The organism is Streptomyces rubrogriseus, assembly GCF_027947575.1.
GTDB classification, from domain to species: Bacteria; Actinomycetota; Actinomycetes; order Streptomycetales; family Streptomycetaceae; genus Streptomyces; species Streptomyces rubrogriseus.
This window is the reverse complement of sequence record NZ_CP116256.1, coordinates 3803791-3817133: the sequence shown is the minus strand read 5'-3', so window position 1 is coordinate 3817133 and position 13343 is coordinate 3803791. Positions and strand designations below refer to the sequence as shown.

At 73.6% G+C, this 13343-nt stretch carries 11 protein-coding genes; 7 read left to right on the top strand and 4 right to left on the bottom strand.

Translation table 11 applies throughout. From position 1 onward, the window contains the following. Nucleotides 1-40 precede the first annotated feature (40 nt). On the bottom strand, nt 41-1195 hold the full coding sequence (locus Sru02f_RS17490; RefSeq protein ID WP_167469477.1) for an MFS transporter: 1155 nt from the start codon (nt 1193-1195) through the stop codon (nt 41-43). A 133-nt stretch (nt 1196-1328) separates the two neighbouring features. Further along, the gene (locus tag Sru02f_RS17485; RefSeq protein WP_109030944.1) at nt 1329-2393 is read right to left on the bottom strand and encodes an Acg family FMN-binding oxidoreductase; all 1065 of its coding nucleotides are present in this window, start codon (nt 2391-2393) and stop codon (nt 1329-1331) included. A 481-nt stretch (nt 2394-2874) separates the two neighbouring features. Between Sru02f_RS17485 and Sru02f_RS17480 the strand changes: the two genes are divergently transcribed. Genes Sru02f_RS17480 through narI form a run of 4 tightly spaced genes read left to right on the top strand, consistent with a single transcriptional unit; the run spans nt 2875 to nt 9710 of the window. Next, nucleotides 2875-6573 (top strand): nitrate reductase subunit alpha, encoded by a 3699-nt coding sequence (locus Sru02f_RS17480; protein ID WP_109030943.1) that lies wholly within the window; start codon nt 2875-2877, stop codon nt 6571-6573. Between the two features lies 1 nt (nt 6574). Then, nucleotides 6575-8122 carry a nitrate reductase subunit beta gene (gene narH, locus Sru02f_RS17475; RefSeq protein WP_109030942.1) on the top strand — a complete coding sequence of 516 codons (1548 nt, stop codon included), beginning with the start codon at nt 6575-6577 and terminating at the stop codon, nt 8120-8122. Then, nucleotides 8119-8955 carry a nitrate reductase molybdenum cofactor assembly chaperone gene (narJ, locus tag Sru02f_RS17470; protein ID WP_109030941.1) on the top strand — a complete coding sequence of 279 codons (837 nt, stop codon included), beginning with the start codon at nt 8119-8121 and terminating at the stop codon, nt 8953-8955. The genes narH and narJ overlap by 4 nt, the downstream gene beginning before the upstream one ends. Next, nucleotides 8952-9710, top strand: a complete 759-nt coding sequence (gene narI / locus Sru02f_RS17465) for a respiratory nitrate reductase subunit gamma (protein ID WP_109030940.1) — start codon at nt 8952-8954, stop codon at nt 9708-9710. The genes narJ and narI overlap by 4 nt, the downstream gene beginning before the upstream one ends. Nucleotides 9711-9728: 18 nt before the next feature. Here narI and Sru02f_RS17460 read toward each other — a convergent pair whose 3' ends face one another. Beyond that, entirely contained in the window at nt 9729-10466 is a 738-nt protein-coding gene (locus Sru02f_RS17460) for an SDR family oxidoreductase (protein WP_109030939.1), read from the bottom strand. A gap of 135 nt (nt 10467-10601) precedes the next feature. Here Sru02f_RS17460 and Sru02f_RS17455 point away from each other — a divergent pair, with 135 nt between their 5' ends. The 3 genes from Sru02f_RS17455 to Sru02f_RS17445 all read left to right on the top strand — a co-directional run bounded on the left by Sru02f_RS17455 (nt 10602) and on the right by Sru02f_RS17445 (nt 12809). Further along, the gene (locus Sru02f_RS17455; RefSeq protein WP_109030938.1) at nt 10602-11186 is read left to right on the top strand and encodes a TetR/AcrR family transcriptional regulator; all 585 of its coding nucleotides are present in this window, start codon (nt 10602-10604) and stop codon (nt 11184-11186) included. Nucleotides 11187-11216: 30 nt separating this feature from the next. Beyond that, entirely contained in the window at nt 11217-11798 is a 582-nt protein-coding gene (locus tag Sru02f_RS17450; RefSeq protein WP_109030937.1) for a TetR/AcrR family transcriptional regulator, read from the top strand. A 276-nt stretch (nt 11799-12074) separates the two neighbouring features. Continuing rightward, the gene (locus Sru02f_RS17445; protein WP_109030936.1) at nt 12075-12809 is read left to right on the top strand and encodes an SDR family oxidoreductase; all 735 of its coding nucleotides are present in this window, start codon (nt 12075-12077) and stop codon (nt 12807-12809) included. A gap of 27 nt (nt 12810-12836) precedes the next feature. On the opposite strand, the gene Sru02f_RS17440 is transcribed toward Sru02f_RS17445, so the two are convergent. Then, a complete protein-coding gene (locus tag Sru02f_RS17440) occupies nt 12837-13274 on the bottom strand; it encodes an Lrp/AsnC family transcriptional regulator (RefSeq protein WP_109030935.1) in 438 nt (145 codons plus the stop codon). Nucleotides 13275-13343 lie beyond the last annotated feature (69 nt).

The following is a 13343-nucleotide window of genomic DNA, read 5'->3' as shown; positions in this document are numbered from 1 at the left end:
ACCACCACGTCGTGTTCGGGGGCGAGTTCGGCGATCGGGGTCAGCGACCGACAGCCGTGCGGCGCAGCCGGGTCGCGGTGTAGGTCAGTGCCGCGGCCGCGACGGCCCCGAGGAGGAGCAGGCCGAGCGCGTACGAGCCGTAGGTGCCGTAGAGGGAACCCATCACCAGGGGCGGCACGAAGCCGCCGAGGCCGCCGGCGGCACCCACCACTCCGGTGACCGACCCGAGCCTGTTCGCCGGTGCCAGCAGGGCCACCAGGGCGAACACCGCGCCGCTGCCCGCGCCGAGGGCGGCCGCCAGGGCCAGGAAGGCGGCGGTGCCGACCGGCGTCAGCGCGGGCGCCGAGGACTGGACGAGCGACGCGGCCAGCACCACCACCAGCGTGCCGCTCACCACCCGTACCGGTCCGATCCGGTCGGAGAGCCAGCCGCCGACCGGGCGCATCGCCACGGCGAGCAGCACGAACCCGGCCATGCGGTTCGCCGCGTCGGCCTGGGTGAGCCCGTAACCGGTCTTCAGGTAGGTGGGGAGGTAGACCGAGAAGGCGACGTAGCCGCCGAAGGCCACCGCGTACAGCGCGGACGCCTGCCACGTGGTGCCCAGGCGCAGGGTCGAGGCCAGCCGCCGGGCGAGCGGCTCGGTGGGGACGGCGCGTCCGGGGGCGTCCCTCAGCAGCAGCGCCGCCGCCACCGCGTACACCGCCAGCACCGCCGCGGTGATCAGGAACGGGGCGGCCGTGCCGTAGGCGTCCACGAGCCGCACCGTCGACAGGGCGCTGATCGCGGTGCCGCCCATGCCCATGCCGAAGACGCCGATGGCGAGGCCGCGCCGCTCGGGCGGGAACCATGCGTTGACGAAGGGCACGCCGACGGCGAAGGAGGTGCCGCCGATCCCGAGGAGGAAGCCGCCGGCCAGCAGTGCGGCCAAGGACGAGTGCCCGGCCAGACCCACGTAGAGCACCGGCACGATGGTGGCCGCCGACACGAGCGGGAACATGACGCGCCCGCCGTACCGGTCCGTGAGGGCGCCGACCGGGATCCGGCCGAGGGAGCCGACCACGACGGGCACCGCCACCAGCAGCGACTGCTCGAACGAGGTCAGCCCGAGGCTCTCCTTGAAGCGGGGGCCGAGCGGGCTGAGCAGCGCCCAGGCCCAGAAGTTGACCGCGAACCCGGCCGTGGCCAGGCCCAGCATCGGCCAGGCCCGTCGGGGAGCGGGCCGGGGCCCGTCCGTGCGTTCCGGTGGTGCCGTGTCCCGCTCTTCGCTCACCTGCTGGACCATGCCGTCCGTCCTCGTTTCCGTCATCCGTCGCGGAGTTCGTCCTTGATCACTCTCGCGGCGTACGGCGGTGCGGCGGCATGGGCCGGGGGTCCCGGCCGGCGGTCGGAGGACCCCCGGCGGGAGGGCCGGGGGTCCCGGCGGCGCGCGGGGTGCGGCCGCCCTCCGGTCCGTAGCCGAAGCGGATCAGCAGGTGCGGGTGGTGGCGCTGCCGGGTGCCGCTCATCGCCGCCCTCAGGTCGGGCCATTCCATCGCCTGGTGGAGCATCGAGGTGCGCACCCCGTGCGCGGTGGCGGTGAGCAGCACGCGTTGCAGGGCCTGCCCGGCGCGCAGCCAGTCCTGGCGCCGGTCGTGCGGGGTCCACAACAGGGCCACCTGGACGTGGCGTTCGAAGCGCGGGGCCGGACGGCCGAGCGCGGGCAGCGGGGCGGCGAAGTCCCGCATCGGCACGCGCCCCGAGCCGTCGCGGGGTCCCAGGGCGGTCGCGGGGATGCCGTACGGGGTGGCCGAACCCGGCGCGGTGAGCCAGGCGCGGGTCTCGGCGACGCGCTCGGCGTCGGCGGCGTTGCGGGCCTCGGCGGCAGCGGTCAGCCGCAGCAGGCGGCGGGTCGCGACGATGTCGGGAACGTCCAGGTACGCTCCCTCGGCGCGGGCGGCGGCGATCATCTCCGTGACGACGGGGTCGGGCACCGGACGTCCGGTGAAGGGCATCCGGCTGGTGTGCCGGCGCTCCACGGCTTCGTACAGCGCGCCCGGCCGCGGCGGCTCGCCCGGCCACCGCCGCGCACCGTTCGGCGGGCGTTCGGCCAGTCGTACGGTCGCCAGCAGGCTCGGGGCGCCGACCGGGGGCAGCAGTTCGACGACCGGGTCCCAGCCCAGGTGGTCGGCGGCCAGGCGGAGGTTGAGGACGGCGGCGCCCACGGACAGGTGCTGGGCGCGCCGCCCGGGGTCGGCGGCCGGGAGCCACCGTGCGTGGTCGGCGTGTACCTCGATGGTCCGGCTGTCCACGTCCAGGCCGAACCGCCAGGGCTGCGTGTTGTGCACGGACGGTGCCGCCACGGCCGCGGCGAGCAGGGTCTGGACTGCGGTGGCGTCGACTTCCCGGGTCTGCATGGCGGCTCCTTGGCGAAAGCTCTGCCCGTTTCCCGTTCACCCTGCGTCGCCGCCGTGCCCGGGGGGAGGGTTGAACGGCCCCCGGCGGCGGGCCGGGTGGCCCCGCCGGCCGTGCCACGCGTTGGGGGCTCATCGCGCGCCCGTCCTGGTGGCGAGCCCCCGCCGTGTTGATCGCGTCCGGCCGTGGTGGACGGCCGGACGCGTGACCGTCCGGGCGGGCGCCCCGACGCACCCGGGTGCCCCGGCCGGGGACGGGGGATTTCAGCGGCCGGCGGCCTGCGGGTGCGTCGGTCCGATGGGCGGCGCCCGATCGATCACCGCCAGCATGCACCCGGGGGGCGGGCCGGGCCGTGCGCCGACCGGCCCTGTTTGCGGGGCCGTTGGTCCCTGGACGGGGCTTGGGAAGGGGGCCGGTCGCCCGGCGGGCGGGGGCCGCGCGACCCCGGGTGTGCCCGGCGGGCGCGGCCTAGCGTTCCGGACCATGGAGAACGATCGCGAGGGGCGGCGCCGGCAGTCGGGCGTCGCGGAGAACTGGCCGCTGGCCGCCCGCAGGCTGCTGTCCCGCCGGGAGGTGTCGGCCGACGGACGCGCCGTGTTCGGCGAGGGCGACGAACGCTGGGAGGGCTTCTACCGCGACCGCTGGTCGCACGACAGAGTGGTGCGCTCCACGCACGGTGTGAACTGCACCGGGTCCTGCTCGTGGATGGTGTACGTCAAGGACGGCCTCATCACCTGGGAGCACCAGGCCACGGACTACCCCTCCATCGGCGCCGACTGCCCCGAGTACGAGCCGCGCGGCTGCCCGCGCGGGGCGTCGTTCTCCTGGTACACCTACTCCCCCAGCCGGGTCCGCTACCCGTATGTCCGGGGCGTACTGCTGAAGTTGTGGCGCGAGGCCCGGCGCCGGCTGGGCGATCCGGTGGCGGCCTGGGCGGAGATCACCGGTGACCCGGCGAAGGCCCGGGCGTACAAGCGGGCCCGCGGCAAGGGCGGTCTGGTGCGCGCGGACTGGGACGAGGTCAACGAGATGGTCGCCGCCGCGCACGTGCACACCGTCAAGGCGTACGGCCCGGACCGGGTGGCGGGCTTCTCCCCCATCCCGGCGATGTCGATGGCGTCGTACGCGGCCGGTTCGCGCTTCATGTCCCTGATCGGCGGCACGCTGCTGTCGTTCTACGACTGGTACGCCGACCTGCCGCCCGCCTCCCCGCAGGTCTTCGGCGACCAGACGGACGTACCGGAGGCGGCGGACTGGTGGAACGCGGGCTATCTGGTGATGTGGGGCTCCAACATCCCGGTGACCCGCACCCCGGACGCGCACTTCCTCACCGAGACCCGCTACAACGGCACGAAGGTCGTCGCGGTCTCGCCCGACTACGCGGACAACGTGAAGTTCGCCGACGAGTGGCTGGCCCCGCACCCGGGCACGGACGGGGCGCTGGCGATGGCCATGGGGCACGTGATCCTGCGGGAGTTCCTCGTCGACCGCGAGGTGCCGTACTTCTGGGACTACCTGAGCACCTACACCGACGCACCGTTCCTGGTGACCCTGCGCGAGAGCGGTCACGGGCTGGTCCCGGACGGCTTCCTCACCGCGGCCGACCTCGGCGGCGAGGAGGAGCACGCGCGGTTCAAGACGGTGCTCCTGGACGGGGCCACCGGAGAGACGGTGGTCCCCGGCGGCTCGCTCGGCTTCCGGTGGGGGGAGGCCGGGCGGGGCCGCTGGAACCTCGACCTCGAAGGCGTCGAGCCCGAGCTGAGCCTGCTGGAGACGGCCGAGGAGATGGCGGAGGTGGCGCTGCCCCGGTTCGACGAGGGCGCCACCGAGGGCGGCTCGGTCATGGTGCGCGGGGTCCCGGTACGGCGGATCGGCGGCCGGCGGGTCACCACCGTCTTCGACCTGATGCTGGCCCAGTACGGGGTGTCCCGGCCCGGCCTGCCGGGCAGCTGGCCCGCCTCGTACGACGACGCCGACCAGCCGTACACGCCCGCCTGGCAGGAGACGATCACCTCGGTGCCGGCCGCGCAGGCGGCCCGCATCGCCCGCGAGTTCGCCCGCAACGCCGAGCGCACCGGCGGCCGTTCGATGATCGCCATGGGTGCGGGCACCAACCACTGGTTCCACTCCGACACCATCTACCGCGCGTTTCTGGCGCTGACCACCATGACCGGCTGCCAGGGCGTCAACGGCGGCGGCTGGGCGCACTACGTCGGCCAGGAGAAGGTCCGTCCGCTGACCGGCTTCCAGCATCTGGCGTTCGCCTTCGACTGGCAGCGGCCGACGCGGCACATGGCGGGCACCTCGTACTGGTACCTCAACACCGACCAGTGGCGTTACGAGGCCTTCGGGCCCGAGGAGTTGGCGTCCCCGCTCGGGGAGGGCCGGTTCCGGGGCAAGGGCTTCGCGGACTGCCTGGCGCAGGCGGTGCGGCTGGGCTGGACGCCGGGGCACCCGGGCTTCGACCGCAATCCGCTGGACCTGGCCGACGAGGCGGCCGCCGCGGGCCGCCCGGTCGCCGAGCACGTCGTGGACGAGCTGAAGGCCGGACGGCTGCGGTTCGCGGTCGAGGACCCGGACGACCCGGCCAACTTCCCGCGGGTGCTCACCGTGTGGCGGGCGAACCTGCTGGGCTCCTCGGGCAAGGGCAACGAGTACTTCCTGCGCCATCTCCTCGGCACCGACGCGGCCGTCCGCTCGGCCGAGACCCCGCCGGAGCAGCGGCCCGAGGAGGTGGTGTGGCACGAGCGGGCGCCGGAGGGAAAGCTGGACCTGCTGGTCACCATGGACTTCCGGATGACCTCGACGGGGCTGTTGTCCGACGTGGTGCTGCCGGCGGCGACCTGGTACGAGAAGGACGACCTGTCCAGTACGGACATGCACCCCTTCGTGCACGCCTTCACCCCGGCCATCGCACCGCCGTGGCAGTCGCGCACCGACTACGACACCTTCCTGGGCATCTCCGACCGCTTCAGCGAGCTGGCGGCCGAGCACCTGGGCACCCGCACCGACGTGCTCGCGGTGCCGTTGCAGCACGACACCCCGGACGAACTCGCCCAGCCGGGCGGCGTGGTGCGCGACTGGCGGGCCGGCGAGTGCGAACCGGTGCCGGGGCGGACGATGCCGAAGCTGGTCGTGGTCGAGCGGGACTACGCGGCCGTCGCGCAGAAGATCCGCGCCGTCGGCCCGCTCCTGGACACCCTCGGCACGACCACGAAGGGCGTCACCGTCCACCCCGGCCGGGAGGTCGAGGAGTTGCGGCACCGCTGCGGCACCGTGCGCGAGGGGGCGGGCGCCGGGCGCCCCTCGCTGGCCACCGCCTCCGACATGTGCGAGGCGATCCTCGCGCTGTCCGGCACCACCAACGGCCGCCTGGCGACCGAGGGGTTCCGGGAGCTGGAGCGGCAGACCGGCAGCGAGGGGTTGGTGGAGCTGTCCGCCGAGCGCGAGGCGGAGCGGATCACGTTCGCCGACACCCGCACCCAGCCCCGTTCGGTGATCACCTCGTACGAGTGGTCGGGCTCGGAGACGGGCGGGCGCCGCTACTCGCCGTTCGTCATCAACGTCGAGCACAAGAAGCCCTGGCACACCCTCACCGGCCGCCAGCACTTCTTCGTCCAGCACGACTGGATGGCCGAGCTGGGCGAGCAACTGCCCGCCTACCGGCCTCCACTGAACGCGATCGGGCACTACGGCGACGGGCACCTGCACGAGGACGGCCGGGCGGAGGTCACCGTCCGCTACCTGACCCCGCACTCGAAGTGGTCCATCCACTCCAACTACCAGGACAACAAGTACATGCTCGACCTGTCCCGGGGCGGCCCGGCGATCTGGATGTCCACGGCCGACGCGGAGCGGATCGGCGTCCGGGACAACGAGTGGGTCGAGGCATACAACCGCAACGGCGTCGTGGCGGCCCGTGCGGTGGTCACCCACCGGATGCCCGAGGGCACGGTGTACATGTACCACGCCCAGGACCGGACCGTGAACGTGCCGAGGACCGAGATCGGCGGCAGGCGCGGCGGCATGCACAACTCGCTGACCCGGCTGCTGCTCAAGCCCACGCACCTGGCCGGCGGCCACGCCCAGCTGACCTACGCCTTCAACTACTACGGGCCGACCGGCAACCAGCGCGACGAGGTCACCGTGATCCGCCGCCGAAGCCAGCGAGTGGAGTACTGACATGCCCCGTGGCGAAGCCACCGTCGGACGGGTGATGGCCCAGGTCGCCATGGTGATGAACCTCGACAAGTGCATCGGGTGCCACACCTGTTCGGTGACCTGCAAGCAGACCTGGACCAACCGCACCGGCGTCGAGTACGCCTGGTTCAACAACGTGGAGACCAAGCCCGGCATCGGCTATCCGCGCCGCTACGAGGACCAGGAGAAGTGGAGGGGCGGCTGGACCCTGGACCGCCGGGGGCGGCTGGTGCTGCGCTCGGGCGGCCGGGTCAGGCGGCTGCTGTCCCTGTTCTCCAACCCGGACCTGCCGGTCATCGAGGACTACTACGAGCCGGTGACCTACGACTACGACAACCTGGTGAGCGCGCCCGCCGGACCCGACCTGCCGGTCGCCCGGCCGCGCTCGGTGCTGACCGGCCGGCCCGCCGCCATCACCTGGGGCGCCAACTGGGAGGACGGCCTGGGCGGTGCGCCGGAGCACGCGGGCGGCGACCCCAATCTGAGCGGGGAGTGGGCCGAGAAGGTCCGCTTCGAGTTCGAGCAGACCTTCCTCTTCCACCTCCCGCGGCTGTGCGAGCACTGCCTCAACCCGGCCTGTGTGTCGGCCTGTCCGTCCGGCGCGATGTACAAGCGGGTGGAGGACGGCATCGTCCTGGTCGACCAGGACCGCTGCCGGGGCTGGCGGATGTGCGTGACGGCCTGCCCGTACAAGAAGGTGTACGTCAACCACGCCACCGGCAAGGCCGAGAAGTGCACGTTCTGCTTCCCGCGCATCGAGGCGGGCCAGCCCACCGTCTGCTCGGAGACCTGCGTCGGCCGGCTGCGCTACCTGGGACTGCTGCTGTACGACGCCGACCGGGTGGGCGAGGCGGCGGCGACCCCGGACGAGCAGGACCTCCTGGACGCACAGCGCGGCGTCTTCCTGGACCCGCGCGATCCCGAGGTGGTCGCGGCGGCGCGGGCGTCCGGCATCCCGGAGGACTGGCTGGCGGCGGCCCGGCGCTCGCCGGTGTACGACCTGGTCGCGCGGTACCGGGTGGCGCTGCCCCTGCATCCGGAGTACCGCACCCTGCCGATGGTCTGGTACGTGCCGCCGCTCTCCCCCGTCCTGGACGCCGTCACCGTGGCGGGCGGCGACCAGGAGGACCCGGACCACGTGTTCGCGGCGGTGACCCGGCTGCGCATCCCCCTCGAATACCTGGCGAGCCTGTTCACGGCCGGGGACCCGGACGTGGTGGGCGGGGTGCTGATGAAACTGACCGCGCTGCGCTCGTACATGCGCGCCGTGTCCCTCGGCGAGGAAGGGGACGAGGCGGCTCTCGGCGCGGTCGGGCTGGACACCGCCGAGGCCCGGGACCTGCACCGGCTGCTGGCGGTGGCGAAGTACGCCGACCGCTACGTCGTTCCGGCCGCGCACAAGGAGGACGCGGCCGCGCTCAGTGCCCTGGAGAGCGGCTGCCCCGTGGAGTCGGCCGGTGCTCCGGCCGGCGGCGGGGTCGCCCTCGGCATGCCCACCCTGCGCCGTACGCCGTCGGAAGGCCCCGCATGAGCCCGCTGCCCACCACCGTCCCCGCCATCGTCCGCACCCGGGTCCGCGCGGCCGTCCGGCGCCGGGCTCCGATGTCCCCCCGGGAGGCTCGGGAGCGTGCGCTGGTGCTGCGTCTGCTGTCGCTGCTGTCGCAGTACCCGGACGAGGAACTGGCTGCGCACCGGCCGGGGTTGGCGTCCGCCGTCGCGGCTCTGCCCCGGTCGTCGGCCGCCGCGGAACTGAGCGCCTTCATGGACTGGTTCGGCGTCCAGGAGCCCGACGCGCTCGCCCGGCACTACGTCGAGACCTTCGACCTGCGCCGCCGGAGCAGCCTGTACCTCACCTACTACCTGCACGGCGACACCCGGCGCCGGGGCATGGCCCTGCTCACCCTGGCCCGGCGCTACCGGGCCGCCGGGTGGGACACCGACGGCGGGGAGCTGCCCGACCACCTGCCGGTCGTGCTGGAGTTCGCGGCGCTGGCCGGTCCCGGCGCGGGCGAGGCGCCGCTGCGGATGCACCGGCGTGGGCTGGAGCTGATCCGGCACGCGCTGACCGAGTCCGGCTCCCCCTACCGGCACCTGCTGTCGGCGCTGCTCGGCCTGTTGCCCCCGGCGACCGACGCGGACCGGGCGGCGGTGGCGAAGCTCGCCGCGGAGGGACCGCCCGAGGAGGAAGTGGGCCTCGATCCCTACGGAGCCGCCCACGGAGCAGGTCACGGGGTGGGTCACGCCCACCCGGCCTACGGGGACGGCGAGTTCGCCCCGCCGTCCGCCTTCGTGCCGCCGACGGCCGCCCCGCCCGCCCGGGCCCCGCGCACCGCGGACGGCCCCCGCCCCGAAGGACGTTCATGAACGCCACCTCCTCGTCCCTCGTCGCCGCGTCGTCGTCCGGAGCCGATCTCCTCCTGTGGGTCGCCGTCCCCTACGTCTGCCTCGCCGTGTTCGTGGCCGGGCACGTGTGGCGCTACCGGCAGGACCAGTTCGGCTGGACGTCGCGCACCAGTCAGCTCCTCGAGCACCGGTGGCTCCGCTGGGGCAGCCCGCTCTTCCACCTGGGGGCGTTCATGGTGATCGCCGGTCACGTGGTGGGTCTGGCGGTGCCCGCCTCCTGGACCGAGGCCGTGGGCGTCGACGAGCACCTCTACCACGCGGGTGCGGTGTGGGCCGGTTCGGTGGCGGGCGTGGCGATGGTCGCGGGGCTCGGCATGCTGTGCGCCCGGCGGCTGCTGTCCCGGCGGATCCGGCTGGGCACCGACCGCAGCGACAAGGTGCTGTTCCCGCTGCTGTCCCTGACCGTGCTGCTGGGCATCTCCGCGACCGCCGCGCACAACGTCCTCGGCGGTGGCTACGACTACCGGGGCACGGTGTCGGTCTGGTTCCGCGGGCTGTTCGCGCTCGGGCCCCGGCCGGAGGCGATCGCCGACGCCCCGCTGCTCTTCCGGCTGCACGCGCTGAGCGCCTGCCTGCTCTTCGCCGCCTGGCCCTTCACCCGGCTGGTGCACGTCTGGAGCGCACCGGTCGGATACCTGGTCCGCCCCTATCTGGTCTACCGCCGCCGCGCCGCCCCGGCACGGGTCTCACGGACCCGCTCGACGTCGGGGAGGTAGTCCGGCGACGACGACGGGCTAGTCCTGTGCGGTGGGACGGACCACGATGTCGCCCACGTCGACGCCGTCGGGCTGCTCGACGGCGAAGGCGACCGCGCGGGCCACGGCCTGCGGCGGGATGGCGATCCGGTCCCTGGTGTCGAGGGTCCGGGCCCTGGCCCCGGCGTCCGGGATGCCGTCCGCGAAGTCCGTGTGGACGAATCCCGGTGAGACCACGGTGACCCGCAGACTGTCACCGGCCTCCTGGCGCAGCCCCTCCGACACGGTGCGCACCGCGTTCTTCGTCCCGGCGTAGACCGACATGAGCGGGCTGATGCGCAGTCCGGCGGTGGAGACGATGTTGACGAAGTGGCCGGAGCCCTGTTCCCGGAAGACGGGCAGGGCCTCGGCGATGCCGTAGAGGACACCCTTCAGGTTGACGTCGATCATCCGCTCCCAGTCCTCGACGCGGAGTTCGTCCAGGGGTGAGATCAGGCCGACGCCGGCGTTGCCGACGAGGACGTCGAGCCGGCCGAAGCGTTCGCGGGCCAGGGCGACGAGTGCGGCGAGGTCCTCGCGGCGGGTCACGTCCGTGCGGATCCAGGCCGCCTCCCCTCCGCTCCTGCCGATGCGCAGGGCCAGGTCCTCCAGACGCTCCGGGCGGCGCGCCCCGAGCACGACCTTGGCTCCGCGCTCGGCGAGCAGGAGTGCGCTCGCCTCGCCGATGCCGCCACTGGCACCCGTGATCGCCACGACCTTGCCTTCGATTCCCGACATGTTGGGCAGTCCTTCCGGACGGGGACATGGGCAGAGCTGTGTCGTGCCCTAGAGTGAAAGTGGAGGCGCCGCCACTTCCGTCACAGTAAGCGGGGGCGCCTCCACTTAGCAACCGGCGACGAGGAGAGGCCGCTCATGTCCGACGCCACGAAACGGCCACTGAGGGCCGACGCGCAGCGCAACCGGGACAAGATCCTGGCCGCGGCCGTGCGGGTGTTCAGCGAGGAGGGGCTGGACGCGCACCTCGAGCGCATCGCCAGGGAGGCGGGCGTCGGCAGCGGCACCCTCTACCGGAACTTCCCCACCCGCGAGGCCCTGATCGAGGCGGCGTACCGCAACGAGGTGGCGCGCCTGTGCGACTCCGTGCCCGGACTGCTGGCCCAGCTGCCCCCGGCCGAGGCGCTGCGCGCGTGGACCCGGCGCTTCATCGACTACGCCACCGCGAAGCTCGGGATGGCGGAGGCCCTGCGGGCCGTCGTCGCCTCGGGCGGCGACCCCTACGGCGACAGCCGGCAGCTGATCCAGTCCGCCCTGACGACCCTCATGGACGCCGCCGCGGTGGCCGGTGAGATCCGGTCCGACACCAGGTCGACCGACATGTTCGCCGCCCTCGCGGGCATCGCCCTCACCTCGTCCCGACCCGACCAGCGCGAGCAGGCCGAACGCCTCCTCGACCTCGTCCTGGACGGCCTGCGCCCCACGGCACCGCGCCCCGCATGACAGTGCCTGCCCTCACGTAGAATCCGCGCCATGGGTCGATGGGAGCCGAACGCGCGCGGCCGCCTGGAGCAGGCGGCGCTGGAGCTGTACGTGGAGCGCGGCTACGAGCAGACCCCGGTGGCCGAGATCACCAAGCGTGCGGGGCTGACGGAGCGGACGTTCTTCCGGCACTTCGCCGACAAGCGGGAGGTCCTCTTCGCCGGGTCCGGCAGGCTGGAGGAGCTGTGCGTGGGGGCCGTCGCGGCGGCGCCCCCGACGGCGAGTCCGATGGAGGCGGTGGCCGCCGCACTCGACGCCGCGGCGGGCGCCTTCGAGGAGCGCGGTGACCTGGTCGGCCTGCGGCAGGGCGTCATCGACGCCAACGCGGAGCTGCGGGAGCGGGAGCTGATCAAGCTCGCCGCCCTGTCCGGCGCGCTCGCCGACGCGCTGCGCGGACGCGGCGTGGCCGAACCGGCGGCGGAGCTGACCGCCGAGTCGGCGATCGCCGTGCTCAAGGTGGCCTTCCGGCGCTGGATCGACGGGGGCCGGGAGCGGCCGCTGCGGCCCTTGCTCGCCGAGTGCTTCGACGTGCTCCGCGCCCTGTCCGCACGGGGCGCCGCGAGCGCCGGTTAGCCACCCGGGCCGCCCGCACACCGGGCTCCCCGCACACCGGGCTCCCCGCACACCGGGCTCCCCGCACACCGGGCTCCCCGCACGCCGCAGTCCGCGCGCACCGTCCTCCTCGCGCACCGCACCCCGCCGGCCGGGCGGTACAGCCCCGTCCGGGAGTCGTCGTCCCGCGTTGCCGGGGTGTGCCGCACCCAGGCGGGGAGCGTCCTGGTCCGTCCCCGATGTCCCGTACAGACTCGGCGCAGCAGATGCGGGACCATCCATCGGAAGGACATCGTCATGACGCAGACCTCCAAGGTCGTCCTGGTGACCGGCGCGAGCAGCGGGATCGGCGAGGCGACGGCCCTGCGCCTGGCCGCCGACGGCCACCGGGTGTTCCTGGGCGCGCGCCGCACCGAGCGCCTGGAGAAGCTGGCCGCGCGGATCGCCGAGGACGGCGGCACCGCGGGCTTCCGGCAGCTCGACGTCACCGACGCCGCCGACGTGCGGGCGTTCGTGTCGGCCGCGGTCGAGCGCTGGGGACGGCTGGACGTCATCGTCAACAACGCGGGCGTGATGCCGCTCTCGCCGCTCTCGGAACTGAAGGTGGCCGAGTGGGACCGGATGCTCGACGTGAACGTCCGCGGGGTGCTGCACGGCATCGCGGCCGCCCTGCCGGTCATGCGGGCGCAGGGCGGCGGGCACGTGGTGAACATCGCGTCGGTCGGCGCGTACGAGGTGGTGCCGACCGCCGCCGTCTACTGTGCGACCAAGTTCGCCGTGCGCGCCCTGTCCGAGGGGCTGCGCCAGGAGTCGGCCGGGGACATCCGGGTCAGTGTGGTCTCCCCGGGCGTCACCGAGTCGGAGCTGGCCGACTCCATCTCCGACCCGCGTGCGCGCGAGGACATGAGGACCTATCGCTCGGTGGCCGTTCCGGCGTCCGCGATCGCCGACGCCATCGCCTTCGCCGTCTCCCGGCCCGCGGAGGTGGACGTGAACGAGATCGTGGTGCGCCCGGCCGCCAGTGCGCAGTAGGCGACCTGTGTGCCACCCGGCACGTCGCTAGCCGGCGTCCAACGGCCGTTCGAAGAAGGTCTCCAGGACCACCGTCGCCTGGGTCCCGCTCACCCCGTCGATCGCGTAGAGGCGGCGCAGCACGTCCTGGAGCCGCTCGGTGGTGGCCGTGCGCACCTTCACGAGGACGGCCGCGCTGCCCGCGATGACGTGCGCCTCCTGGATCTCCGGCACGGCAGCGAAGTCCTCGGCCCGGTCGCCCATCCACGCCGTCGAGTCGACCAGCACGAAGGCGAGGACACCGCGGTCGAGCGCCTCGGGGTCGACGTCGACCGTGGTCGACCGGATGACGCGCCGTTCGCGCAGCTTGCGGACGCGCTCGTGGGCGGCGCCCGCCGACAGACCCACCTCCCGGCCCAGTTCGGCGTACGGCCGGGTCGCGTCCTGCTGGAGCAGCGCGATCAGTCTCCGGTCGATCTCATCCACTGACTTCATTCGTGGACCATATCTCGTTCGGTGATGTGCGTGCTACGTTGAACGAGGTACTGATCACCG